The organism is uncultured Allobosea sp. (genome assembly GCF_945956895.1).
Classification (GTDB): Bacteria; Pseudomonadota; Alphaproteobacteria; order Rhizobiales; family Beijerinckiaceae; genus Allobosea.
In genome coordinates this window covers 163,455-187,926 of the sequence record NZ_CAMFJF010000004.1, presented here as the reverse complement: position 1 = coordinate 187,926, position 24,472 = coordinate 163,455, and the positions used below count along the sequence as shown (strand labels likewise).

Genomic DNA, 24,472 nt, shown 5'->3' with positions numbered 1-24,472 from the left:
AGGGCGTGGCCGAGGTCGCCAGCGTCGGCGGCTTCGTCAAGCAATACGCGATCGTAGTCGATCCCGTGCGGTTACGGGCCCAAGGCATCTCGCTGGCGGCGCTGCGCGAGGCGGTCCGCAGCAGCAATCTGGATGTCGGCGGACGCACGGTCGAACTCAGCGAATTCGAGTTCATGGTGCGCGGCCGCGGCTATCTGAAGTCCATCGCCGACATCGAGAGCATTGTCCTGAAGAGCGAGCGAGGTGCAGCCTTGCGCCTTTCCGATGTTGCCCGGGTCGAACTGGGTCCGGACGAGCGACGCGGCATCACCGAACTCAATGGCGAGGGTGAGGTCGCAAGCGGCATCGTGTTGCAGCGTTTCGGCGCCAATGCACTCGCCGTGATCGAGCGCGTCAAGGCGCGGCTTGCCGAGATTGCACCGAGCCTGCCGGGCGGGGCCGAGATCGTACCGGTCTACGACCGTTCCGGGCTAATCGAGCGGGCAATCGAGACGCTGAAGGGCACGCTGATCGAAGAGAGCATCATCGTCGCCCTGGTCTGCATTGTCTTCCTGCTGCATCTGCGCAGCGCCCTGGTGGCGATCATCATGCTGCCGGTTGGCATCCTGATGGCCTTTGCTGCGATGAAGGCGCTCGGACTTGGCTCCAACATCATGAGCCTGGGCGGCATCGCGATCGCGGTCGGCGCCATGATCGACGCCGCCGTCGTCATGATCGAGAATGCCCACAAGCATCTCGAACGGGCGGCGCCTTACAAGCCGCGCGTCGAGATCCTGATCGAAGCGGCGAGCGAGGTCGGCCCAGCATTGTTCTTCAGCCTGCTCGTGATCACCGTTTCCTTCCTGCCGATCTTCACGCTGGAAGCGGAGGAGGGGCGGCTGTTCGGTCCGCTGGCCTACACCAAGACCTTCGCCATGGCGGCCGCAGCCTTCCTGTCGGTGACGCTCGTGCCGGCGCTGATGGTGATATTCGTCAGAGGCCGGATCATTCCGGAAGCCAAGAACCCGATCAACAGGTTCTTGATCGCGTTCTATCGCCCTTTCATTCGCGGCGCCCTCAAAGCCAAAACCGTGACGATCCTCCTGGCGGTTCTAGTGCTGGGTGTCAGTCTCTGGCCCATGCGTCAGCTCGGCTCGGAGTTCATGCCGACGCTTGATGAGGGCACACTCATGTACATGCCGACGACGCTGCCGGGGCTGTCGGTCACAAAGGCGGCTGAGCTTCTGCAAACTCAGAACCGGATCATCCGCTCGTTCCCGGAGGTCGCCTCCGTCTACGGCAAGGCGGGACGCGCCCAGACTGCAACCGACCCGGCGCCGACCGAGATGTTCGAAACCATCATCAACCTGAAGCCCAAGGCGGAATGGCGCGACGGCGTCACGCTCGACGGCCTCAAGGCAGAGATGGACAAGGCGCTCCAGTTCCCCGGCGTCTCCAACGCCTGGACGCAGCCGATCCGAGCTCGCATCGACATGCTGGCAACCGGTATCCGCACGCCGATCGGGGTCAAGGTCTTCGGCACCGATCTCGCGCAGATGGAGGCGATCTCGCGCCAGATCGAGACCGTGCTCAAGGCGGTGCCGGGCACGAGCAGCGCCTATGCTGAGCGTGTCATCGGCGGCTATTTCCTCGACATCGTGCCGGACCGGGTGGCGCTTGGCCGCTACGGCCTTTCGGTCGGCGACGTCCAGAATGCGATCGTGATGGCGATGGGCGGCGAGACCGTGACGACGACGGTCGAAGGGCGCGAGCGCTACGGCGTCATCATCCGCTATCCCCGTGACCTACGCTCCGATCCGCAGGCGATCGCGCGCGAGGTCCAGGTCGCGACGCCGTCCGGCGCCAGCGTGCCGCTCGGCGAGGTCGCAAGCGTAGAGCGCAAGCGCGGCGCGACCTCAATCCGGACCGAGAACGGCGAGCTCGCAGTCTACATCTTCGTCGACAGCACCGGTCGCGACCTCGGCGGCTATGTCCGAGATGCCCGGGACGCAATCGCCAAGAGCGTCGAACTGCCCCCGGGCTATCGCATCGCCTGGAGCGGTCAGTTCGAGTATCTTGAACGGGCCGAGGCGCGCCTCAAGCTGGTCGTGCCGGTGACGCTCGCGATCATCTTTCTGCTGCTCTACCTGAATTTCCGCAAACTCACCGAAACCATCATTGTGATGCTCTCGCTGCCCTTCGCGCTGGTTGGCGGCGTCTGGCTTCTCTGGTGGCTTGGCTTCAACATGTCCGTGGCCGTCGCGGTCGGCTTCATCGCACTCGCCGGCGTCGCGGCCGAGACCGGCGTGATCATGCTGATTTATCTCGATCATGCGCTGGTCGAGATTCGGCAGCTCCGTGAGCAGCAAGGCCGGGTGTTTACCCGTGCCGATCTGCACGAAGCGATCATGCTGGGTGCGGTCGAGCGCGTGCGGCCGAAGATCATGACCGTCGTCGCGATCATGGCGGGCCTGCTGCCGATTCTCTGGAACACCGGCACGGGCTCGGAGGTGATGCAACGCATCGCGGTGCCAATGATCGGCGGCATGGTTTCCTCGACCGTGCTGACGCTGCTGGTGATCCCGGCGATCTACGGCCTAATCAAGGGTTGGCGGCTCTCGCCGGCCGAGGAAACCGGCGGCTTGGTAGTTCCGCCTGTGCCGGTGCAGCGGCAAGCTGCGGTCGTTAAATAAGGTGGAGTGATCGACATGCACGACATGGTGAATGGCATGGGCTGGAGCATGGGCATGGGGGCGTTGCACTGGCTCGGCGTCGCCGTGCTGCTGTTGCTGATCGCCGCCTTGGTCAAATACGTCTTCTTCAGGTGAAGGCGCTGTCGAGATTGAAGGAAAACGAACATGCAGATCCATATTTCACCGCCACGCCGCGACCTTGTCGAGGGCGTCGAGAACGACACGGGTCTTGAGATCGGCTGAGAAAGCTCAGCCGACGATGCGCCTGGACCATGCGTCCAGCACGACCGCCAGGAAAAGGAAGACGGCGAGCGGGGGCACGAAGGGGATGTCCGCGACCCATAGCTCGTTCGGCTTCTCGACGAAGAAGTTCCCGCGCACGAGATCATTGGCCGGACGATGATCGGGGTCGCGTCGTCGTGATGCTCCTGCGCCGGCTGGCGCCGACGAGCCCGGCGGCGCTCATCAGACGAGCCACGCGCTTCTTGCCGATGGCGATACCTTCTGCCTTGAACTCGGCATGGACGCGCGGTGCGCCGTAGGTTTTGCGCGAGGCTGCATCGATGGTGCGGATCTGCCGGGTGAGATCGACGTCGGCAGTCGCTCGCGCCGAAGCAGGTCTGCCGCGCCAAGCGTAATAGCCTGACGCGGAAACCTTGAAGATGCGGGCCATGGTCTTGATCGGAAATACGGCCGGCTGCGCGCTCATGAACCGGAAAACCCGCTCGAGTTTGCCTTGCTCCCCCCGCGCGAACCAGGCCGCCGCCTTTGACAGGATATCGCGCTCCTGGCGCAGGCGCCGGTTCTCACGGCGAAGACGGATCAGTTCCTCGCGTTCGGCGCTGGTCGGGCCGTCATTACGCCTGCCGGCGTCGCGCCCGGCTTGGCGAACCCAGTTGGCGATCGACTGCGCAGTCGGTTCAAACTCCCGGGCAAGCTCCTCAGGCGTTCGTCCGGATCGGACCAACTCCACCATCTGCCGCCGAAACTCCCGCGGATAGGCGCTTCGAAAACGCGGCATCGGACATTCCAGAAAATGACTTCAAGGCTGCCCACAAAGCCGGGGCAACTCCAGGCCAGAAGCGCAAACTGCCGGCGATCGTGGACGAGCCGGCCTCTTCCGAGGCGCTGGTCTATGTCAATGGCGGGCAGCGCGGGTTGCAGATTGCGCTGGCAGCTGCCGATCTCCTCAGCGCCGCCAATGCCCGCAGCGCCGCGATTTCAGCCTGACAGCCAGCCCCTGGCCTTCCCCCCGCCGCGTTCATCGCTTAGAGCGCTCTGCAGTCACTTCATCCATCACCCCGTCATCCCGGACGAGCGGCGAAGCCGCGGAGATCCGGGATCCATCGTCGAGCTCCAGCGCCCTTCGATGGATCCCGGGTCAAGCCCGGGATGACGGCGCGGTTCCGTCCATCACCGGTCGATGCCGGTGATGGACGATCCCCTGCCAAGGTTCCCCATTTCCATGATCCGCCTCGAGAACATCAGCAAGCAGAACGGAAAGCAGATCGTCTTCATCGAGGCCTCGGCAGGGCTGCTGAAGGGCGAGAAGGTCGGGCTGGTCGGGCCGAACGGCGCCGGCAAGACCACGCTGTTCCGGATGATCACCGGCGAGGAAGCGCCCGACGAAGGCGTGGTCTCGACCGATCGCGGCATCACCATCGGCTATTTCAGCCAGGATGTCGGCGAGATGGCCGGACGCAGCGCCGTCGCCGAGGTGATGGATGGTGCAGGCCCGGTCAGCACGGTCGCAGCCGAGCTCGCCGCGCTCGAAGCCGCCATGGTCGATCCCGACCGGGCCGACGAGATGGAGGAGATCATCGCCCGCTATGGCGAGGTGCAGGGCCGGTTCGAGGAGCTCGACGGCTATGCGCTCGACGGTCGCGCGCGGGAGGTGCTTGCGGGGCTGGGCTTCAGCGAGGAGATGATGGAGGGCGATGTCGGCGGCCTCTCCGGCGGCTGGAAGATGCGCGTCGCGCTCGCTCGCATCCTCTTGATGCGCCCCGACGCGATGCTGCTCGACGAACCGTCGAACCATCTCGACCTCGAAAGCCTGATCTGGCTGGAATCCTTCCTCAAGAACTATGACGGCGCCGTGCTGATGACCTCGCATGATCGCGAGTTCATGAACCGCATCGTCGGCAAGATCATCGAGATCGATGGCGGCGCACTGACCAGCTATTCCGGCGACTATGAGTTCTACCAGCAGCAGCGCGCGCTGGCTGAGAAGCAGATGCAGGCGCAGTTCGAGCGCCAGCAGGCGATGCTCGCCAAGGAAATCGCCTTCATCGAGCGCTTCAAGGCGCGCGCTTCGCATGCCGCGCAGGTGCAGAGCCGGGTCAAGAAGCTGGAGAAGATCGACCGTGTCGAGCCGCCGCGCCGGCGCCAGAGCGTCGCCTTCGAGTTCCAGCCGGCGCCGCGCTCGGGCGACGACGTCGTCAGCCTCAAGAATGTCGGCAAGGCCTATGGCAGCCGCAGCATCTATGACGGGCTGAACTTCCAGATCCAGCGCAAGGAGCGCTGGTGCGTGCTCGGCGTCAACGGCGCCGGCAAGTCGACGCTGCTGAAGCTCGTCACTGGAACGACCGAGGCCGATACCGGCACGGTCAATATCGGCGCCAGCGTCAAGCTCGGCTATTTCGCCCAGCATGCCATGGAAGTGCTCGACGGCGAGCGCACCGTGTTCGAGGCGCTGGAGGACCGTTTCCCGCAGGCCGGACAGGGTTCGCTGCGCTCGCTCGCCGGCTGCTTCGGCTTCTCCGGCGACGATGTCGAGAAGCGCTGCCGCGTGCTCTCGGGCGGCGAGAAGGCGCGTCTCGTCATGGCGATGATGCTCTACGATCCGCCGAATTTCCTGGTTCTGGACGAGCCGACCAACCACCTGGACATCGCCACCAAGGAGATGCTGATCACCGCGCTCTCGAACTACGAGGGCACGATGCTCTTCGTCAGCCACGACCGGCATTTCCTTGCCGCGCTCTCCAACCGCCTGCTGGAGCTGACGCCGGACGGCGTCCATGCCTATGGCGGCGGCTACACCGAATACGTCGCCCGCACCGGGCAGGAAGCGCCGGGATTGCGGAGCTGAGCTGAAACCAGGCCGTCATTCTCGGGCGAAGCGAAGCGCAGACCCGAGAAGCTCCATCAGGAAGAGGCCCCAGGACCTCCGCGTCCTGAGATGCTCGGGTCAAGCCCGAGCATGACGCGCCTTCTCTCTACCGCGCGAAGACCGACCAGCCCGTCGCCTCGGTCAGGCGCTCCAGCGCCAACGTGCCGAGCAGGGAATTGCCGTTGGCGTTGAGGCCGGGCGACCAGACCGCGATCGCGGCCTTGCCCGGCGCGATCGCGAGGATGCCGCCGCCGACGCCGGACTTGCCGGGCAGGCCGACGCGGAAGGCGAAATCGCCCGAGGCGTCGTAATGGCCGCAGGTCAGCATCAGCGCGTTGATGCGGCGCGCCCGTTGCCCTGAGACGACGCGCGGCCCGCCGGGCTCGTAGAAGCCGCCATGCATCAGGAAGCGCCCGGCCATCGCGAGCTGGCGGCACGTCATCGCGATGGCGCATTGGTGGAAATAGACGCCGAGCGTCAGTTCCGGCGGATGGGTAATGTTGCCGAAGGCCTTCATATAATTGGCCAGCGCGATATTGCGGAAACCGGTCGCCTGCTCGGCGCGCGCCACGGCGTCGTCGATGATGATGGTGTCGTCATCGGCGAGATAGCGCATGAAGCGGAGCAACTCGCCGATGGCGACGCGCGGCTCATGGCCGGCGAGGTTGATATCGGCAACGACCAGGGCGCCGGCATTGATGAAGGGATTGCGCGGCACGCCCTGCTCGCGCTCGAGCTGGACGATCGAGTTGAACGGCGTGCCCGAGGGCTCGCGCCCGACCCGGCGCCAGAGCGTGTCGCCGACCTTGCCGAGCGCCTGCGTCAGCGCGAAAACCTTCGAGACGCTCTGGATCGAGAAGGGCTCCTCGCTGTCGCCAGACGCGTGAACCTCGCCATCGGCCATCACGACGCAGAGTCCGAACTGGCGGGGATCGATGCGGGCAAGCGGCGGGATATAGGTCGCGACCTCGCCGCGCTCCTCGGCGCCGCGCATCTCGTCGGCGATGTCGCGGACCAGCCGCCCGATATCCGTCACGCTCGCGCCCCGGCTGCTCTCGAAGAGGCGCAAACCAAGCCCGAGCGGCCGTCCCCGGTCAAGCCGCTGCGGGAATCATCGCCTTACTGCAAGCGTGGATGGCGCCCGGCTGAAGCACGCGCATCCAGAACCGAGCGCTGGCCGGCGATGACACAGAGTGATTTGCCGCGCGATTTCGCCTGGTAGAGCGCGGCATCGGCCGCCGTCATCAGGCTGTTCATGTCGCGACCATGCTCGGGGGCCAACGCGATGCCGACGGAGGCGCCGATGTTGAGCTGGTGCCCGCTGTCGAGCTCATAGGGTTCCGAGATCTCGCGCACGATGCGCTCGCCGAAGCGCTGGAGCTGCGTCCGCTCGGTCTGCTCGGAGAGCACGACGAACTCGTCTCCGCCGATGCGTGCAGCGATGTCGGAGCTGCGGACGAGACCGCGCAAGCGCTCGGCGACGAGCTGGAGCAAGGCATCGCCTGCCATATGTCCGTAATTGTCGTTGACCGCCTTGAAGCCGTCGAGGTCGAGATAGACCAGCGCGAGCCCGCGGGGCGCGGCTTCGCTCTCGAAGCGGGCGGCGAAGGCCTTCGCCAGGCCGGTCCGGTTCGAGAGGCCGGTGAGCATGTCGTGCCGCGCATGGAAGGCGTTCTCGCGCTCGGCCCGCATGGTCGAGATCAGCATGGCGTTCAGCTTGTAGGCGGCGGCCGTCATGCTGAAGAGGTAGAATGGAATCTGCATGAAGGTGATCATCATGATCGGCTCGGACAAGAAAGGTGCCGCGAGCACGCAAGGCCCGAGCGTCAGCCCGATCATCACGCCGGCCATGCGCGGCGCCGCGAAATTGCGAAAGCAGATGCCGCCGACCATCGCGGCCGCCGAGAGGCAAGCCAGTGCCGCCGCGACCCAATCGCCGCTGGTCAGGCTGAGGAAGGTGCCGGCCCCGATGCCGGCCGCCCAGGCGACGCCAAGCAGCAGGTAGAGGTCGGTCGGGGTGGAGCTGCCGCGCGCGGCCCGGCGGCGGGCGTGGATCAGCACGACGAGGCGGATGCTGCAGCAGAGCAGTTCGAAGGCGCACCACAGCATGAAAGGCAGGGTCGGGATGCGCCAGGCGATCAGGAAGGAGACCGCGAGCGAGTTGATCACGCCGCCGGCAAAGATCGGCAGCGTGCCGTAGAGGCTGCCGATCAGCGCGACCCGGATTTCCGGCGGCACGTCCAGCCCGGCATCCGCCAGCCAACGCGTCAGACGCCGACGCGGCAAACTGTAACGGAGGGTTGCGGCACTCATCGGCTGTTCCGGCTCCTCGCTGGCGAACAGGCCAGCGGGCACCCGGTCGCGAGCGCTGCCTAACAACGAGGTCTTACGATTCCGTGTGGAAAGCCGGATAATTCGCCGGGCATCGACGGCGCCGATACGTCAACCTGCCGAAAATCAACGAATTTGACGGTAAACCCAGACTCGCGCCGGTGGGATGTTGCGCAGCACCCAGTCGGACACGAAGGCCTTGAGGCCGGAGCCCTTCCGGGGGATCGGCGAGATCACCGAATAGGTGAACTGGATGAAGGGCGCGCCGTCGACCAGCAACGGAAAAGCCTCGCGCGCCAGCGCCGAGCGGGTTGCCGGCGGACGGTTGAACAAGGGCAGGCTCGAGACCAGCGCGATCGCCTTTTCCCGGAGGTGGCCGGAAAGCGTCTGCGACAGGGCGTAGGCATCGCCCTGCACCACCGTCGCCTGCGGGAAGCGCTTGCGCAGCAATTCGCAGAACTCGGGACTGTACTCGACGAGAATCAACCGGCTCTCGTCGATGCCGCGCTCGATCAGCGCTTCGGTGACCGGGCCGGTGCCGGGACCGATCTCGATCACCGGACCGGGCTGTTCGGGATCGACGAAAGACGCCATGCGCCGCGCGAGCGCGGGGCTCGACGGCGTGACCGAGCCGGTGCGGCGGGGATCGTCGATCCAGGACTTGATGAAGCGCGCCTCGTCGCCCAGCTTCGCCTTGGCCTCGCTGACGCGGCTCTTGAGCTTCTCCGCCGTGCTGCGGACCTCGCCCTCGACCTTGTAGCGGACGGCTGCGACCTTCAGCTTCGCCTCGGCCACGCGATCGACGAGATCGGCGGCGGTGACGCGCATCTCGCCCTCGATCCGCGTCGCGACGCGGGACTGCCCGAGACGGGCCGCCAGCGAAGCGGTACGCGGTGGGCGATGGCGAATCGTCGAAGACATGACACCCCTTGAACGCCGCAGAGACGACGCGTCTGACGCAAATCAACGTTACCTGCGCGGCATATGGGGTCAAGAGCAGGCTGTCGCCAAGCCTTTAATCAACTCCGACGCAAATGGAGCCATCAGATCAGCGGCCGCGGCGCCGTGATCTGCTCGTAGGCAGCGGCCATCCGTGCCGTCAGGCGCGGATTCAGCAGGGTGAGCCTGCCTGCCGCGAGCGAGAACAGTCCTTCCCGGCGCAATCGCGACCAGGTCTTGCTGGTGTGGACGAGCGAGAGGCCGAGCGCATCGGCGATCTGCTGCTGCGAAAGCGGGAAGGCGAAGCTGCCATTGGTGACGAGCCCGAGCGCATCGGCCCGGTGATAGAGCGCGATGATCAGCGCGGCGATGCGCTCGCCGGCATTGCGCTGCCCGACCGAGGTGAGATTGTCGTCGACCATGCATTCCTCGCGCGAGCCCAGCCAGGAGACTTCGTAGGCCAGCGTCGGCATCCCCACGAAGAGGTCCCAGAGGCGCTTGCGCGGGAAGACGCAGAGCTCGACATCGGTCAGCGCCTCGATCCCGTGCTCGGCGGCACTGAGCAGCGACGCCTGCAGGCCGACGAGATCACCCGGCAAGAGGAAGTTGAGGATCTGGCGCCGCCCGTCCGGCAAGGATTTGTAGCGGAAGGCCCAGCCCGAGAAGAGCGTGTAGAGCTCCGCATCCTCCTGCCCGGGATGGATGATGTCCATGCCGGCCCGCACGAACCGATGGTCGGCCTTCATCGTCTGGATGAAACGGATTTCATCATCGCTCTTGTCCCGGAAGGCAGGTTTCAGCCGCAAGGGACAGGCGAGGCATGGCGTGCCGAGACGTCCCGGCCGACTGGCGATGTTCATGATCGAATTCAATCCCCCTGGCGCCGGCCGAGACCCGGCTCGGGGGACAACGCGGTCGAGGCGCTCCGCGTTCCGGAGCGACAGGAGAGACTCGGCCCGCGTGCCGGGAGGGGAACCGAAACGGGCTTTCGAGCGTTTTCCATTGCGACAGCCGGCCAAATCGGCCGGCCAGCCCGCGGAGACATCCATGCTCAAGTCCAGCCTCGCGCCGGCTATGCGCGCCATCGTCTTCTTCGGCCTCATGGGCGCGGCCGTCACGGGCCTGACGCTCGGCGCCGGGCTCCAGATGCCGGCCGACCAGAGCTCGACATCCGTTGCTCTCGCCAAGGGCGAGACCGGCTATGCAGACAGCCTGCATCTGGCCTCCGTCGACCGCTCCGACCGCTCGCGCAGCGCCGCCAAGCGCGCCATCGCTTCGCCCTCGCAGCAGGCGATGGCCGAGGGGCCGGTCACGCATATCGTTCGCTGAACGATGCTCGACCGGACTGAGGCGTAAGGCCGTCATTGCGAGGAGCGAAGCGACGAAGCAATCCAGGGGACTGGGCTGAGCGGTTCGGCCCAGTCCCCTGGATTGCTTCGCTACGCTCGCAATGACGGCTGTGCATCGGATTCCTCCGCGTGATCCGGCACGACAGCGTTCTCGGGAAGCCCGCGGGCCTCAGGAGCCATGAGCGATCCGCCAGCGCCCAAGGCTGCGATCATGCGGCTCCTGCGTCTGCACCGCCTCGACCTGGGTGAGCAAACCCGCGAAGAGCCGTGGCGGGGCGCTGTGCTGGATTTCACGATCGGCTTCGAGGCCAACCTCGATCGCTGAATCATCGACATCCACGACCTCCACCGCGATCCGGACACCCGGCGTACCGCGCAGGGCCCGCGAGGCGACATCCGCGACGAGAAAGCCGAGCGGGATGATCCTGTCGACCGAGAGCGTCGCGGCGGTCTCGATCCGGCTCGTCACCCATTGGTCGCGGCTGCGGATCAGGTTCGCGATCATGGTGACGACATCATCGAGGAAGAGGTCGACACGGACCGGCTGCATCTCGCCATCGGCAAGGGTGAAACGATAGGCAGCGGAGAGCACATGCACCCGGCATTCGGCATCGGCGAGCGCCAGCCGCGCCTCGTCGCGATGGTCGCGCTTGCTCAGCCCGATATAGCTTTGCACGACCTGGAGGCTGTTCTTGACCCGGTGATGCAGCTCGCGAACGAGGAAACGGTTGTCGTCGAGCGCTGTCTGGAGGCGGCGCTGGCGCACCTCCTGCTCCTCGACCATGCCGTTGAACGCCTCCGCGACGCTGCGCATATCGCTGGGCATGCCGTCGGCGACCGAGGCCCTGACCCGGTTGCTGGAGGTCCGCGACCGCGCAGCCATCTCGATGCCACGCAGCCAGCGCAGGCAGTGCTTCTCGATCGCCCTCATGCAGACGAGGCAGAGCAGGGCCAAGGTGAGGAGCGGCGCAAGCAGCAGCGCGATGAATTGCAGCCGTGCGGCCTCCGCCGGCCGATCGTCGAAACTCGCAACGATGTAGAAATCCGGCTCGGCGACCATCCGGGCGGCGTAGGTGTTATCCTCTCCGGCCCGGCTCGGTGCGGTCCAGCGCGCGTGTTTCTCGGGAATCCGGTCCGTGCGCGGCAGCCACGACATGTCGCGATCGTCTCCGCGGCTGGCGATGACGCCGGTATCGCGCCCGACCAGGGCGACGTTCAGGCCCTGGCCGTCCTCGCCGAGATCGAAGACACTCTCGAGCAAATCGGGAGCCGTGAGCAGCAACGCCTGCTGCAAGCCGCGACCACCCGCGTTGGGAAAATCCGATGCCAGGATGGCGAGGTAGCGCCGCCCGCCCGCGGTGACCTGATCGTAGCGCATCCGGCCGAGATCGGCGCCGTTCCACATCCCAACGACGGGCCGGCTCGCCAGCTGCCTTGCGAAGCCGTCCAGCCTCTCGGCGGACAGATCCGGATCGAGCGCCCCGGCGCAGACATGGCCGTCCACGCCGCGCAGCAGAAAGGCACGGAAGCCGCCGGCCCGCTCCATCGCCTTGATGCCGGCATCGCGACAGCCGGCCGTGTCGAGGCCGAGTTCGCCCGCCGTGGTGCCGAAGGCGAGCAGGGCACGCGACATGCCGCGATACCAGACGCGGGTGCGCACCGCGAAATCATCGACGGCACGCGCCTGCGCCGCCTCGATCGCGACGATCGCGGCCCGATAGGTCGCGTAAGCCGTGAAGGCCGAGGCGCAGGCGATTGGTATGGCGATCACGACCAGCAGAGCCAGCAGGCGCGCCCTGACAGTGCTGAAACGCCGCAAACGCATCAGGAGCCAACGGGTTCCGTACCAACCCTCTGCATCGCAGCCGCATTGGTACGGCCCGGCCCGAGATCGTCGACGCTGCCGATGGACAGCAATTCGGCCAGCTTGGTGCGGGCGCGATTGACGCGGCTCTTGATCGTGCCGATCGCGACGCCGCAGATCTCCGCCGCTTCCTCATAGGACAGCCCGGTTGCGCCGACCATGATCAGCACCTCGCGCTGTTCCTCGGGGAGCTTGGCCAGCGCCTTGCGGAAATCGGCGAGATCGAGATGGCTTTCCTGGTTGCCATGGGTCGCCATGCGCTCGGCATAGGTCCCCTCGCTGTCCTGCACCTCGCGGCCGCGCTTGCGATAGAGCGAGTAATAGGTGTTGCGCAGGATGGTGAAGAGCCAGGCGCGCAGGCTGGTGCCCGGTTCGAACTTGTCGGAATTGCCCCAGGCCTTCAGCAGCGTGTCCTGCACGAGGTCGTCAGCCAATTGCATGGAGCCGGAGAGCGAGGCGGCGAAGGCGCGCAGGTTGGGAATCTCGCGGATCAGCCCGTCCTTGAAATCTTCGGTCCTGCGTTCCTGCGCCAGAGACTCGACCCCGTTCGCAGGGACGGTATCACTGGGACTCATCGCGCGACGCTCCAGCTGCACGCTGCTCGGTCGCCTCAAGCTGCGCGAGCAGCACGAGAAACTTGTCGGGCACGGGTGCGTTCACGATGTCGTCGTAATGGGCCTTGAGGGAGCGGCCAATGGATTCCTGCACCTTCGGGTCCAGAACCAGATCGAAGCCTTCATCGGGATCGTCCGGTTCCGTCATCGCTGCATCCAACCTATTCATGTCAGCCCTCGCACCACCACCGGGCCGGCTTTTCCAGCCGATCCCGCATTCTCGAATTCCACCATCTCAGGTCTTGCCACGTCCTGCCGGCGACGCCGAAGCCACGTCGCGATGGCGACACCAATGCGCCTTAATAACCGGCTTTACTGGACAAGGTTCCACGACCCAGAAAAAATAAATTTCTTGTCTCTCGCGCAGCCTAAGCCATTATTTCGGCACGCTAAAAGGGACGCGTTCATGTCGATTGCAAAAGAAATTGCGCCTCATCTTCCGTATCTGCGCCGCTTCGCGCGGGCGCTCTGCGGAAGCCAGCCGAGCGGCGACGCCTATGTCGTCGCCATGCTCGAAGCGCTCGTCGCCGATCCCAGCGGCTTCCCACGCGACATCGATCCCCGCGTCGGCCTCTACAAGACCTTCCTGAAGCTGTGGTCCTCGGCCAGCGTCGATGCCGCCGCGCCGGTCGTCGAGCTCTCGCGCCCGCCGGCCGAGCGCAATCTGGAAGCGCTGACGCCGCGCCCGCGCCAGGCCTTCCTGCTGCGGACGGTCGAGGGCTTCCCGCTCGACGATGTCGCCGAGGTCATGGACATCACGGCCGCCGAAGCGTCCGCGCTGATCCAGACCGCCGGCCAGGAAATCGCCGAGCAGGTCGCGACCGAAGTCCTCATCATCGAGGACGAGCCGATCATCGCACTCGACATCGAGACGATGGTCGAGGAGCTCGGCCACAGCGTCACCGGCGTTGCCCGCACGCAGCGCGAGGCGATCGCGCTCGTCGCCAAGAAGCGCCCCGGTCTCGTCCTCGCCGACATCCAGCTCGCCGATGGCAGCTCGGGACTCGACGCGGTCAACGAAATCCTGTCCTCGATCGACGTGCCGGTGATCTTCATCACCGCCTATCCCGAACGGCTCCTGACCGGCGACCGGCCGGAGCCGGCCTTCCTGATCACCAAGCCGTTCCAGCCGGAGGCCGTGAAGGCGGCGATCAGCCAGGCCTTGTTCTTCGACCGCCGCGCCGGCCGCAAGGCCGCCTGACGCTTCGACGCCGTTCGAAGATGTTCAAGGCTCGCGGCCAGCCTGCGGGCCTTTTTGCTTGTCTCCGGGAACCTGTGCGGAAATGATGCGTTCCGCGTTGAATGACAGTTTCGTTTGCAGTTGGGGAGGGCGTGGACCATGGCGACGACCTGCTTCTCGGCCGCGATTGCGGCGCTATCGATCGGAGCAGCTCTCTTCTCCGGGATGGTGCAACCGGGGGCGCCGAGCGCAGAGATCCTGTCGCTCGCGCTGGCAGGCCTGACCGGGATCACGATCGCCAGCGCCTCGGCCCTGGACAGCTAAGCGATCCTCCCCTCGAGTCCGCCCAGGCGCATTCATCGATCCTGCATGCGCGGAGCCGGATCGGGCGAGCGAGGCTTCGTCGCGGGACGGCCCGCCATCGTCCGGGAAAGCGGGTTCTGGCGCCCCTGGCGATCGCCATCAGCCTCTGGCTCGCCCCGACCGGCGGCACTGCGGCCCCAGCCGCTACTCCGATCTCCGGACAGCAGCCGCCATCCCGGCCACCCGAATGGCGACCGTCCATTCCAGAGGAGACGGGAAAGACGACCGCGCGGCCTGCCGCCCCGACACCATCGCGCTCCGACGACACCGCGACGCCGCCCATTCAGGCCTCATGCCTGACCTCGCTGGCAACCATCCCCGGCAATCGGGTGACGGCGGCCACTCCCGCACCACAGGATAGCGACCCTGCCTGTCGGGTCAGCGAGCCGGTCCGCGTCGAGGCGCTCGCCATCAGGGGACAGGCGGGCTCGGCGACCGTCTTCTTCGAGCCTCCACCCTTGTTGAGCTGTGCCATGGCCCGGACGCTCGCCGACTGGCTCGACCGCAGCGTCCAGCCCTTGGCGCGTGGCCATTTCGAGCGCGACCTCGTCGCATTGCGTGTCGGCGGCGGTCTTGAATGCCGGCGGCGCAACCGGGCCTCGGCCGGCCCGGTCAGCGAGCATGCCACCGGCCAGGCGCTGGATATCTTCGCCTTCAAGCTGGGCAGTGGTGCGGAAGCGGTCCAGGTCGCGGTCGAGAAGCCGCAGGGGCTGGCGCAGAACCGCTTTCTCGATGCGATCAGGCAATCGGCCTGCGGCGCCTTCATGACCACGCTGGGGCCGGGCTCGGATGCTGCCCATGCCGACCATCTGCATGTCGACATCCAGGAGCGCCGCTCGCCGGCGTCCCGGTTCTGCCAGTAACGGAACTCAGTGGGCGATGTCGGCGGGACGGAAGCGCAGCAGGAGCAACTCGTTGTCGTCGTCCGGCGACGCGATGCCGCCGACAAGCCGTAGGCCGCTACGCCGCGCAGCCATGACCGCAAGCGCGGTCTCGCATGCGAGGCCCGTGGCGATCAGATCCTCCAGTTCCCAGAACGGCGGCAACGCCGGCAGGAACTCCGGATCGATTATTGTTGGGGTTTCCCCAAGAGGACGACTCACGGCCATCGACATTCCCATGCCAAGATGAAACGCCAACGCTACAAACTCTCCCTTGGTTCCCTACTTAGGAACTGTGGGTTTCTTGGGGCGTTCGTACCGCCAGTTCACCAGGAGCATTCGTGATGAGCCTTGGGCATTCCCGATCCTGCCTAACTGTCCTTGCCCTCGCTGGCTTCATAGGAATGCATGAGCCCGCCGCCGCACAAACTCCCGGCCCGCCGACCGGGCGCCTCTCCTGCACCGTGGGCGCCGGCTTCGCCGCCATCGCCAAATCGCAGAAGCCTCTCGATTGCCGCTTCAGGCCGCGCCGAGGCCCGGCACAGCACTATATTGGGATCGTTCGCCAATATGGCCTTGACCTTGGCTCGATCCGCGGAACGCGGATGGCGTGGCATGTCTACGGGCCTTACGCACGGGCGCCCTTGGGAGCGTTGAACGGAAGCTATGCGGCATCCGCTCAGGCCGGGGCCGCTGGCGGATCGCCGCTTGTCGGCGGCGAGGACAATAAGGTCACGCTCCAGCCGCGGGTGGCGCAAACGTTACGCGGCTTCAATGCCGCCATCGGCGTTACGCAGTTCGAGCTGACTTTGACACGTTCGGGAAGCCGCCGACGCTGACCCCCCCAAAAGCGGGGACGGGATTACCTTTTGCTAACCTTGACCGGTCAAAATTGACTCAAATCCTGCGCTTTCGGCCAGATGACGCTGCCGAGGCAGGAACATCGCCAAGTCTGTCACGTTGAGATCGCGTGACGGAATTGCAGTGTGAGTGAGAAGGCCGGTCGATGGCTGATTTCCGCGTACTCATCGTCGAGGACGACCCGTTCATCGCGATGGACATCGAAAGCGCCGTGGCCGAGCAATTCGGCGACGAGGTCGAGCTGATCGTTGTCGGATCCGTGGCGGAAGCGCGGCGGATGACCGCCAAGCAGCTCGCCTGCGCCCTGCTCGACATCGACGTCGTCGGCGGCAAGACCTTCGACGTCGCCAGCGCCCTTCAGGAGCGCGGCACGCCCATCGTCTTCGTCTCGGGCGCCGCGCCTCACGAGGTGCCGGCGGCCCTGCGCGACATCCGCTTCCTGCGCAAGCCCTTTTCCACGCGCGAGGTCGCGGCCTTCGTGAAAGGTGCCATCGGCCTGCCCGGCCTCAAGGCGATGCAGGGCTGACGCCGCGATTTCAGGCGTGAGCGGGCGGTGCTTCCCGCTTCGGAAAGACGATCGCCACCCGCGTGCCCGGACGTTCCGCCTGTTCGGGGTGGAGCGGCTCGGAGGTCATCGTCGCCCGCATGCTGCGCAGCAGGCTCGCGATCACGGTCTGGCCCAGCCCTTTGCTCCCCGCTTCGGCTGGCATACCGACACCATCATCCTCGATCGACATCGCAAGGGCCGGCTCACCCTCGAAGTCGGTTGGCGCGAAGCGGATGATGATCTGCCCCGACATGCCGTCGGGAAAGGCATGCTTGATGGCATTGGTCACCAGCTCGTTGACGATGACGACGAAGGAAACGGCATCGCGGCCGGGCAGGCGGATCGATTCCATGTCGAGCTCGATCCGGATCGGCCGGCCTTCCGCTGTCTTGCCGATCTCGGCGAGGAGGTCTTCCATATAGGGCCGGGCATCGATCTCGTCGGTCTCGATGTCCAGGCGCAGCCGCCGCTGCCCGGCCGCGATCGCCTGGATGCGCGACTGCGCCTGAGCGAGCGCGGCCTTGACTGCCGGCTCGCGCGTCTGGCGGCTCTGCACGTTCAGCAATGCCGAGACCATCGCGAGATTGTTGCCGACCCTGTGATTGACGTCGCGCAGCAGCGCCTCGATGCGCAGGCGCTCGCCTTCGAGCTCGCGGGTACGCTCGCCGACGATCTGCTCGAGCTCCGCATTGCTGATCGCGAGCGCATTGCTGCGGCGCTGGCGGCGGCGCAATTGCTGCCAGGCGGCAAAGGCAAGGCCGGCCAGCGCCACGACGATGCCGGTGCTGCCCCAGAGGCGGCGGCGCTCTTCGAGGCGATAGAGCGACATCAGGCGGATGTTTTCGCTCTGCTGGATCGCCTGCACCGTATCGCGCAGCCGGTCCATGGCGGCGATGCCGTTCTGGCTCTTGACGAGAGCAAGTGCCTCCGGCCGGCGGCCCGCCCGCTCGAGCGAGATCGTCCGGTCGAGCTCGGCGAATTTCACGCCCATACCCCGACGCAACTCCGCGACCCGCTCCTTCTGGGCGGGGTCCGCATCGACCAGGGCGGCGAGGATGTCGAGCTCGGGGCCCGCGGCGGCCCGGCCCTCGGTGAAGGGATCGAGATAATCGGCCTCTCCGGTCAGCAGGAAGCCGCGCTGTCCGGTTTCGGCGTCGCGCATCCGGCCGAGGAAGCGTTCGGCCCGCTCGCGGATCTCGATTGCGTGAGAGACGCGATCCGCCGTCTGCCGGGCCTGCTGGTTGATCCAGGCCGCCAGAACCACTGAGACCGCCACGACCCCGATCGCGATGATCGTGGATGTCGCCGAACGAAGGCGCGCGCCGATGACCGGGAAAGCCGGGATCGGAAAGCGGTTGCGAGGCCTCACCTGAGCGGACATGCAGGTCTTGTTAAGGGACGCATGCCGACATCCCTATGTAAAAAGACATGCTTCGTCCATGCCGCGAATGGATGCGGAATCAGGCTGCCGCATCATCATCTTCGCCGCCCGCGACGATCTGGCGACCCAGAATCGCGCCGAGAACGACGATGCCGCCGGCGAGCGCCATGCGCCAGCTCAGGCGCGAGCCGATGAGCTTGGCCGCCAGCGGCGCAGCCGCCAGAGCCGCGGTCGCGACCGGGCGCGGCGGCCTGCGGCGGCTCTTGACGAGAAGCGCGATGCAGATCGCCAGGAGCCCCGCTGCGAAGAGGCCGCCGGCAATCCAGAGGCTCGCGGCCACTGCGCCATGGCGCAGTTCCAGCACGGTATGCAGGGCGTTCAGCGCGTAGCCGCCGGCGCAGAGCATGAGCAGGACGGCGAGGCCGAACAGCCCGTAGACGATGACATTGCGCTTCACCACCCCGGACACCTCCGAGGCGATGAAGGATCCGATCCCCCCGAACATGGTCAGCGCGCCGACAGGAAGCCGACGAAGAGGCCGACAGCCGCCGCCAGGCCGAGCGCACGCAGCGGCCGCTCGCGGATCTCGTCCTCGATCAAGCGCTGCAACTCGGTCGCCTGTTCCTTGGCGACATCGACCATCTTGTCGGTGTCGACGCCGACGGCGCGCAGGCGCTCGCTGACGGTGGCGGCGATGTCCTCGGCGCTGCGGGTCAAGGTGTCCTCGAGCGCGCTCGCCTGACGCTTGGCGCGGGCTCCGGCCTGGCGCGCCTCGGCTGCGACCTCCTCGGCGCCGGCCTCGACCTCAGCCTTCGCACGTTTGGCGGCGGCGGCAGCCTGACGTTTCGCGGATGTCGTGGTGGCCATGGCGGTTTCGTCCTGTCGCTGATGGAAGTGAGATGGTGGCGAGGAGAAGCGGTTGCCGCAAGGGCTTCCGCCTTGCCACGGCAACGCATCGGCATGCCGTCTGTTCCGGAAAGGCCTCAGGCGCTCTGGGCTTCACCGGCCTCTTCGGCCTCAGTCCTGGCCTTTTCGCGGCGATAGCGCGCGAATTCCTCCTGCGCCACCATGGCGACGATGACGATCGGCGTCGAGAGCACGGCCCCGACCGGCCCCCAGAGCCAGAGCCAGAAGATGAAGGCGATGAAGACGAGGAAGGGCGAGATCGTCAACCGGTTGCCGACGAAGACAGGCGTGACCGCGTTGCCCTCGATCAGGTGCAGGACGTAATAGGCCGCCGCCGGCCAGAGCGCGGCGAGGATCGAAGGCGCATCGAGCAAGGCGCCAGCCAGAAGCAGGATCGCGACGAAGATCGGGCCGATGAAGGCGAGATAGTTGAGCAGGAAGGCCAGCGCCCCCCAGAAGACCGGGAAGGGCAGGCCGGCGAGCCAGGCGATCGCCATGGTCAGGACGCCCATGCCGAAATTGATCGCGGTCACCAGCGCGAAATAGCGGGCGACGCGTGCCTCGATCTCCTCGAAGAAGGAACCGGCCGAGCGGCGCGCACCCCGGCCGAGGCAAAGCCTGAGCACCCGCGCCTTGAGATGGCGGCGCGTCGCCAGCCAGAAATAGATCGTCGCGACGAAGATCAGCAGGCCGCCCGCCGCCGCGGACGAGGTCAGCGCGATGTCGAAAAGCGGATTGCCCTGGGAGACGCTGAGCTCGGCGCCCTTGCCGGTGATCGAAGCGATGCCGCGCTTGAACTCGTCCATGAAGGCACAGACGCCGGCGAGCTTGCTCTGAAGCGCCGCCATCATCGCCGGGGCCTGATCGCTCCAGCCGGCGACCGGCACGGCGAGGATCGCGATCGCGCCGAAGAGCAGGCCGATGAAGAGCAGCACGACCAGCGCCGCGGCGGCATGCTGCGGCACGCGATGGCGCGCCAGCAGGTCGACGAGCGGCCCGAGCACGAGCCCGAAGATGACGCCCGCCGTGACCGGCATGGCGATGACCTTGGTCAGGGCCAGCGAGGCCGTGGCCAGGATGACGAAGATGCCGACGATGGCGTAGCGGACGATGAGATCATGCTCAGAGGCCGTGACCTCTGCGCTGTCCTCCACCGGTTCCGGTTCCGCCCTATAGCGCGGAAACGGCCTCCAGGCCGATGAGCTGAGCATGAGATGCATCCAACGCGCGAACCGCGCCCCCCTGGCGCGTCGGAGGGATCAACGCTGGAAGGATCGGCCGGGTTCCGGTTGGCCCATGACCCCGATGAAACCATCACAGCCCTCATCCTGAGGAGCCGCGTCAGCGGCGTCTCGAAGGATGCTCCAGGAGGCTCCGGTGATAACTGGAGCATCCTTCGAGACGCGCCTGTGGCGCTCCTCAGGATGAGGGTTCGAAGGCGGCGTGCAATCCAGCTCTCAGTGCGCCTCGTCCCAATTGCCGGCGGCGCGGGCCTCGACGGCGAGCGGCACGCGCAATTGCACGGCCGGATGCGGCGCCTCGACCATCACCGTCTCGATGATCGGCAGGGTCTTCTCGACCTCCGCCTCCGGCACCTCGAAGACGAGCTCGTCATGGACCTGCAGCAGCATGCGGGCGCCCAGCCGGTTGGCGGCGAGCGCATTGTCCATGCGGGTCATCGCCCGGCGGATGATGTCGGCGGCCGAGCCCTGGATCGGGGCGTTGATCGCCTGGCGCTCGACGAAGGCGCGTTCCGACGGGTTCTTCGAGGCGACCGCCGGGAAATGGCAGACGCGGCCGAAGATCGTGGTGACCTGGGCGTGGGCGCGCACATGCGTCTTGGTCTGGTCCATGTAGTCGCGGATGCCGGGGAAGCGCTCGAAATACTTGCGGATATAGGCGCTCGCCTCCTCGCGGCCGATGCCGAGCTGGTTGGCGAGGCCGAAGGCCGAGATGCCGTAGATGATGCCGAAATTGATCGCCTTGGCGCGGCGGCGCACCTCACTCGGCATGCCCTGCACGGGCACGCCGAACATCTCGGAAGCCGTCATCGCGTGGATGTCGATGCCATCGGCGAAGGCCTGCCGGAGCTGCGGGATCTCGGCGATATGGGCGAGCAGGCGCAGTTCGATCTGGCTGTAATCGGCCGAGACCAGCTTGAAGCCCTTTTCCGGCACGAAGGCAGTGCGGATCTTGCGGCCGGCCTCGGTGCGGATCGGGATGTTCTGGAGATTGGGCTCGGAAGAGGAGAGCCGGCCCGTCGTCGTCGCCGCCAGCGCATAGGAGGTGTGGACCCGGTTGGTCTCAGGGTTCACATAACCCGGCAGTGAATCGGTATAGGTCGATTTCAGCTTCGCGAGCTGACGCCATTCCAGAATCTTCGCGGGCAGCGCGTGGCCCTGCTCGGCAAGGTCTTCCAGCACGCCGGCGCCCGTCGCCCATTGGCCGGTCGCGGTCTTCTTGGCACCCTCCAGCCCCATCTTGCCGAACAGGATGTCACCGAGCTGCTTCGGGCTGCCGATGGTGAATTTCTCGCCGGCGAGCTCATAGATCTCGTCCTCCAACCGGGCGAGCCCTTGCGCGAAATCGCCGGAGAGGCGGGAGAGGATCTGCCGGTCGATGGCGATGCCGCGGCGCTCCATCTTGGCGAGGACCTCGACCATCGGCCGTTCCAGCACCTCGTAGACCGCCGTCTTCTTCTCGGCGACGAGCCGCGGCTTCAGCGCGCGCCAGAGCCGGAGCGTGACGTCCGCATCCTCGGCGGCATAGTCGGTCGCGCGGTCGAGCGGCACCTTGTCGAAGGTGACCTGGTTTTTGCCCGTGCCCGCGACCTGCGCATACGGAATTGTCTCGTGGCCGAGATGCAGTTCCGAGAGCTTGTCCATGCCGTGGCTGTTGATGCCGGCATCGAGCGCATAGGAGATCAGCATGGTGTCCTCGATCGGGGACACGCTGAGCCCATGACGCTCCAGGATGAGCAGGTCGTATTTCAGGTTCTGGCCGATCTTGAGCACACCGGCATCGGCGAGTAGCGGCTTCAGCGCCGCGACGGCCTGCGCCAGCGGGATCTGGCCTTCGAGCAAGCCCTCGTCGAAGAGCCCGCCATCGCCGGCGCGATGCTGGAGCGGGATGTAGCAGGCGCGGCCCGGCGCGACCGCGAGCGAGATGCCGACGAGATCGGCCTGCATCGCATCGAGCGAGTTGGTCTCCGTATCGAGCGCGACGTGCCCAACCTCGTAGGCCCAGCCGATCCAGCGTTCGAGATCGGCGAGCGTGCGCACGCATTCATAGGTGGAGCGGTCGATCTTGCCGGCGATCGCCTCGTTCTTGCGGGCAGCAACGAGATCGCCCGGCTTCAGCCAGCCATCTTCGCCAGCGGGCACGCCTGAGGCCGCAGCGGCAGTCACAGGAGAGGCGGCCGGAGACGTGGCGGAAGCGCCATCCTCAGCGGCATCGGCGCCGGCATAGAGCGCCTTGAGCTCGGCCGCGCGGGCGCCGCCCGGCGCCAGGGCCGGATCGGCGTCGACGGCACCGATATCCGCCTCATAGGCTTCGGCGACGCGCTTGGTGATGGTGGTGAACTCCATCGCCTTGAGGAAGGCGATGAGCTTGGCCGGGTCGGGCTGCTCCAGCGTCAGGTTTTCCAGCGGCGTCTCGACCTTCACGTCGTCGACGAGGCTGACGAGCTTGTGGGAGATGCGGACCTTCTCGATCACTTCGGGATTGGTCAGCGTCTCCCTGCGCTTCGGCTGCTTGATCTCGCCGGCACGCGCCAGCAGGGTTTCGAGATCGCCATACTCGCCGATGAGCTGGGCCGCCGTCTTGATGCCGATGCCGGGTGCGCCCGGCACGTTGTCGGTGGCGTCGCCGGCGAGCGCCTGCACATCGGTGACCTTGTCGGGCATGACGCCGAAATACTCGACGACCTCGGGCTCGCCGATGCGGCGCTCGGCGCGGAAGCCCGCGCCCTTCTTCTGGTCGCCGGAGGCGGGGTCGTACATCGCGACGCCCGGCTTCACCAACTGCATCAGGTCCTTGTCGGCGGAGACGATCAGGACATCGGCGCCGGCCTCGCGGGCCTGTTTCGCATAGGTCGCGATCAGGTCGTCCGCCTCGTAGACATCCTGCTCGACCGGGATGAGGCCGAAGGCGCGCACCGCCTCGCGCATCAGCGGGAATTGCGGAATGAGATCGGGCGGCGGATCGGAGCGATTGCCCTTGTAGGCCGGGTAGATCGCCTTGCGGAACGAGTTCTCCGACTTGTCGAAGACGATGGCGAGGTGGGTCGGGCGGACGCCGAGCACGCCCTCGCGCACGAACTGGAACAGCTTCGTCGCGAAGAGCCGGACGGCGCCGGAGGGCAGCCCGTCCGAGCGGGCATTATATTTCCGGTCCTGATTGATCGACTGGAAATAGGCCCGGAAAATGAAGTTCGAGCCATCGACCAGGAAGAGGTGGTCGCCGGGCTTCAGGGCGGGTGCAGTGGTGGCTTTCTCGCTCATGGCGCGGACCATAAGCGGGCCGACGCAACCGGTCCATTGCATCCAGCCTGCGATTCGCAGCAAGCTGGCCAAAATGCGTCAGGAGAGAAACGCCGTGAGCCTCTATGTCACCATGCCGCTCGTCTTCGAGGGCGTTCCGGAAGCCGAGATGCAGGGCCGGGCCGATGCCTTCCTCGCCCGGATGCGCAAGCGACGCACGGTGCGCGACTTCTCGGACAAGCCGGTGCCGCGGAAGCTGATCGAGACGGCGGTGCGCGTCGCCGGCACGGCTCCGTCAGGCGCCAACCAGCAGCCCTGGAGCTTCGTCTGCATCTCCGACCCGCAGCGCAAGGCGCTGATCCGTGTGGGCGCCGAGGAGGAGGAGCGCGCCTTCTATGCCGGCCGGGCCGGCGAGGAATGGCTGGACGCACTCTCCCATCTCGGCACCGATGAGAACAAGCCGTTCCTGGAGACCGCGCCCTGGCTGATCGCGATCTTCGCCCAGCGCTGGGGCGTCGATGCCGAGGGCAACAGGATCAAGCACTATTACGTGCCGGAATCGGTCGGCATCGCCACCGGCTTCCTGATCGCGGCATTGCATGATGCAGGCCTTGCGACGCTGACGCATACGCCGGCGCCGATGAACTTCCTCAACGCGATCTGCGGACGGCCCGACAACGAGAAGGCGCTGATCCTGCTCGTCGTCGGCTATCCAGAGGAGGGCTGCGCCGTCCCCGCCATCGGCAAGAAACCGCTGGAGGAGATCGCGACGTTCCTGTGAGCGTAGCCTGAGGCGGTGGTTTTCGGAGACGCGTTACTCGAACCTCAACCGTCATTCCGGGGCAGGCCGCAGGCCTGAACCTGGAATCCAGAACCGATGCCATTACCGATTTGGTCGATGACCCGACCACACCTTTCGTGGAGACCGTATCGGTTCTGGGTTCCGGGCTCTTCGCTGGCGCGAAGCCCCGGAATGACGGCGTAGCCACCATGA

The 24,472-nt window shown here is 66.3% G+C and carries 25 protein-coding genes; 10 read left to right on the top strand and 15 right to left on the bottom strand.

Translation table 11 applies throughout. The features are described from left to right. On the top strand, nucleotides 1-2,672 hold a 2,672-nt coding region (locus tag Q0Q02_RS04620; protein WP_293807319.1), incomplete at its 5' end, for a CusA/CzcA family heavy metal efflux RND transporter. Nucleotides 2,673-2,921: 249 nt separating this feature from the next. Here Q0Q02_RS04620 and Q0Q02_RS04615 read toward each other — a convergent pair. Both Q0Q02_RS04615 and Q0Q02_RS04610 read right to left on the bottom strand, forming a co-directional pair. After that, on the bottom strand, nucleotides 2,922-3,053 hold the full coding sequence (locus Q0Q02_RS04615) for a hypothetical protein (protein WP_293807317.1): 132 nt from the start codon (nucleotides 3,051-3,053) through the stop codon (nucleotides 2,922-2,924). A gap of 4 nt (nucleotides 3,054-3,057) precedes the next feature. Next, complete coding sequence (locus tag Q0Q02_RS04610; protein WP_293807315.1) at nucleotides 3,058-3,693, bottom strand: IS3 family transposase; 636 nt, start codon at nucleotides 3,691-3,693, stop codon at nucleotides 3,058-3,060. Between the two features lie 80 nt (nucleotides 3,694-3,773). On the opposite strand from Q0Q02_RS04610, the gene Q0Q02_RS04605 reads away from it, so the two are divergent. Next, nucleotides 3,774-3,902 carry a hypothetical protein gene (locus Q0Q02_RS04605; RefSeq protein WP_293807313.1) on the top strand — a complete coding sequence of 43 codons (129 nt, stop codon included), beginning with the start codon at nucleotides 3,774-3,776 and terminating at the stop codon, nucleotides 3,900-3,902. Nucleotides 3,903-4,137: 235 nt separating this feature from the next. Next, nucleotides 4,138-5,760, top strand: a complete 1,623-nt coding sequence (locus tag Q0Q02_RS04600) for an ABC-F family ATP-binding cassette domain-containing protein (RefSeq protein ID WP_293807311.1) — start codon at nucleotides 4,138-4,140, stop codon at nucleotides 5,758-5,760. 127 nt (nucleotides 5,761-5,887) lie between these two features. Here the strand turns inward: Q0Q02_RS04600 and Q0Q02_RS04595 are convergent, their stop codons facing one another. The 4 genes from Q0Q02_RS04595 to Q0Q02_RS04580 form a co-directional block, all read right to left on the bottom strand. Beyond that, nucleotides 5,888-6,817 carry a glutaminase gene (locus Q0Q02_RS04595; RefSeq protein ID WP_293807309.1) on the bottom strand — a complete coding sequence of 310 codons (930 nt, stop codon included), beginning with the start codon at nucleotides 6,815-6,817 and terminating at the stop codon, nucleotides 5,888-5,890. A gap of 83 nt (nucleotides 6,818-6,900) precedes the next feature. Beyond that, complete coding sequence (locus Q0Q02_RS04590) at nucleotides 6,901-8,094, bottom strand: GGDEF domain-containing protein (RefSeq protein ID WP_293807307.1); 1,194 nt, start codon at nucleotides 8,092-8,094, stop codon at nucleotides 6,901-6,903. Nucleotides 8,095-8,238: 144 nt separating this feature from the next. Continuing rightward, on the bottom strand, nucleotides 8,239-9,033 hold the full coding sequence (locus tag Q0Q02_RS04585; protein WP_293807305.1) for a methyltransferase domain-containing protein: 795 nt from the start codon (nucleotides 9,031-9,033) through the stop codon (nucleotides 8,239-8,241). A 122-nt stretch (nucleotides 9,034-9,155) separates the two neighbouring features. Beyond that, nucleotides 9,156-9,911 carry a Crp/Fnr family transcriptional regulator gene (locus Q0Q02_RS04580; protein WP_293807303.1) on the bottom strand — a complete coding sequence of 252 codons (756 nt, stop codon included), beginning with the start codon at nucleotides 9,909-9,911 and terminating at the stop codon, nucleotides 9,156-9,158. A 187-nt stretch (nucleotides 9,912-10,098) separates the two neighbouring features. Here Q0Q02_RS04580 and Q0Q02_RS04575 point away from each other — a divergent pair, with 187 nt between their 5' ends. Further along, nucleotides 10,099-10,380, top strand: a complete 282-nt coding sequence (locus Q0Q02_RS04575; protein ID WP_293807301.1) for a hypothetical protein — start codon at nucleotides 10,099-10,101, stop codon at nucleotides 10,378-10,380. A gap of 189 nt (nucleotides 10,381-10,569) precedes the next feature. Here Q0Q02_RS04575 and Q0Q02_RS04570 read toward each other — a convergent pair whose 3' ends face one another. Genes Q0Q02_RS04570 through Q0Q02_RS04560 form a run of 3 tightly spaced genes read right to left on the bottom strand, consistent with a single transcriptional unit; the run spans nucleotide 10,570 to nucleotide 13,026 of the window. Next, nucleotides 10,570-12,225, bottom strand: coding sequence for a sensor histidine kinase (locus Q0Q02_RS04570; protein WP_293807299.1), 1,656 nt, complete (start codon nucleotides 12,223-12,225; stop codon nucleotides 10,570-10,572). Further along, a complete protein-coding gene (locus tag Q0Q02_RS04565) occupies nucleotides 12,225-12,839 on the bottom strand; it encodes a sigma-70 family RNA polymerase sigma factor (protein WP_293807297.1) in 615 nt (204 codons plus the stop codon). The genes Q0Q02_RS04570 and Q0Q02_RS04565 overlap by 1 nt, the downstream gene beginning before the upstream one ends. Next, nucleotides 12,826-13,026 carry a NepR family anti-sigma factor gene (locus Q0Q02_RS04560; RefSeq protein WP_199084984.1) on the bottom strand — a complete coding sequence of 67 codons (201 nt, stop codon included), beginning with the start codon at nucleotides 13,024-13,026 and terminating at the stop codon, nucleotides 12,826-12,828. The genes Q0Q02_RS04565 and Q0Q02_RS04560 overlap by 14 nt, the downstream gene beginning before the upstream one ends. A 258-nt stretch (nucleotides 13,027-13,284) precedes the next feature. Between Q0Q02_RS04560 and Q0Q02_RS04555 the strand changes: the two genes are divergently transcribed. The 3 genes from Q0Q02_RS04555 (at nucleotide 13,285) to Q0Q02_RS04545 (ending at nucleotide 15,284) form a co-directional block, all read left to right on the top strand. Beyond that, nucleotides 13,285-14,079 (top strand): response regulator, encoded by a 795-nt coding sequence (locus Q0Q02_RS04555; protein ID WP_293807293.1) that lies wholly within the window; start codon nucleotides 13,285-13,287, stop codon nucleotides 14,077-14,079. 138 nt (nucleotides 14,080-14,217) lie between these two features. Further along, nucleotides 14,218-14,382: a hypothetical protein gene (locus tag Q0Q02_RS04550; RefSeq protein ID WP_293807291.1), complete on the top strand. Its 165-nt coding sequence runs from the start codon at nucleotides 14,218-14,220 to the stop codon at nucleotides 14,380-14,382. A 368-nt stretch (nucleotides 14,383-14,750) separates the two neighbouring features. Continuing rightward, nucleotides 14,751-15,284 (top strand): extensin family protein, encoded by a 534-nt coding sequence (locus tag Q0Q02_RS04545; RefSeq protein WP_293807289.1) that lies wholly within the window; start codon nucleotides 14,751-14,753, stop codon nucleotides 15,282-15,284. A 6-nt stretch (nucleotides 15,285-15,290) separates the two neighbouring features. Here Q0Q02_RS04545 and Q0Q02_RS04540 read toward each other — a convergent pair whose 3' ends face one another. Continuing rightward, entirely contained in the window at nucleotides 15,291-15,560 is a 270-nt protein-coding gene (locus tag Q0Q02_RS04540) for a hypothetical protein (protein ID WP_293807287.1), read from the bottom strand. An 86-nt stretch (nucleotides 15,561-15,646) separates the two neighbouring features. Between Q0Q02_RS04540 and Q0Q02_RS23780 the strand changes: the two genes are divergently transcribed. Then, complete coding sequence (locus tag Q0Q02_RS23780) at nucleotides 15,647-16,141, top strand: DUF992 domain-containing protein (RefSeq protein ID WP_367275016.1); 495 nt, start codon at nucleotides 15,647-15,649, stop codon at nucleotides 16,139-16,141. 167 nt (nucleotides 16,142-16,308) lie between these two features. After that, nucleotides 16,309-16,689 carry a response regulator gene (locus tag Q0Q02_RS04535; protein WP_293807285.1) on the top strand — a complete coding sequence of 127 codons (381 nt, stop codon included), beginning with the start codon at nucleotides 16,309-16,311 and terminating at the stop codon, nucleotides 16,687-16,689. Nucleotides 16,690-16,699: 10 nt separating this feature from the next. On the opposite strand, the gene Q0Q02_RS04530 is transcribed toward Q0Q02_RS04535, so the two are convergent. From Q0Q02_RS04530 to polA, 5 genes are all read right to left on the bottom strand, one after another. Next, nucleotides 16,700-18,091 (bottom strand): CHASE3 domain-containing protein, encoded by a 1,392-nt coding sequence (locus Q0Q02_RS04530; RefSeq protein WP_293807283.1) that lies wholly within the window; start codon nucleotides 18,089-18,091, stop codon nucleotides 16,700-16,702. Nucleotides 18,092-18,170: 79 nt separating this feature from the next. Further along, nucleotides 18,171-18,548: a hypothetical protein gene (locus Q0Q02_RS04525; RefSeq protein ID WP_293807281.1), complete on the bottom strand. Its 378-nt coding sequence runs from the start codon at nucleotides 18,546-18,548 to the stop codon at nucleotides 18,171-18,173. Between the two features lie 50 nt (nucleotides 18,549-18,598). Beyond that, complete coding sequence (locus tag Q0Q02_RS04520) at nucleotides 18,599-18,958, bottom strand: DUF883 C-terminal domain-containing protein (protein ID WP_293807279.1); 360 nt, start codon at nucleotides 18,956-18,958, stop codon at nucleotides 18,599-18,601. A 116-nt stretch (nucleotides 18,959-19,074) separates the two neighbouring features. Then, on the bottom strand, nucleotides 19,075-20,151 hold the full coding sequence (locus tag Q0Q02_RS04515) for an AI-2E family transporter (protein WP_293807277.1): 1,077 nt from the start codon (nucleotides 20,149-20,151) through the stop codon (nucleotides 19,075-19,077). Between the two features lie 303 nt (nucleotides 20,152-20,454). Beyond that, nucleotides 20,455-23,499: a DNA polymerase I gene (polA, locus tag Q0Q02_RS04510; protein WP_293807275.1), complete on the bottom strand. Its 3,045-nt coding sequence runs from the start codon at nucleotides 23,497-23,499 to the stop codon at nucleotides 20,455-20,457. A gap of 112 nt (nucleotides 23,500-23,611) precedes the next feature. Here polA and Q0Q02_RS04505 point away from each other — a divergent pair, with 112 nt between their 5' ends. Beyond that, the gene (locus Q0Q02_RS04505; RefSeq protein WP_293807343.1) at nucleotides 23,612-24,259 is read left to right on the top strand and encodes a nitroreductase family protein; all 648 of its coding nucleotides are present in this window, start codon (nucleotides 23,612-23,614) and stop codon (nucleotides 24,257-24,259) included. Nucleotides 24,260-24,472: the final 213 nt, after the last annotated feature.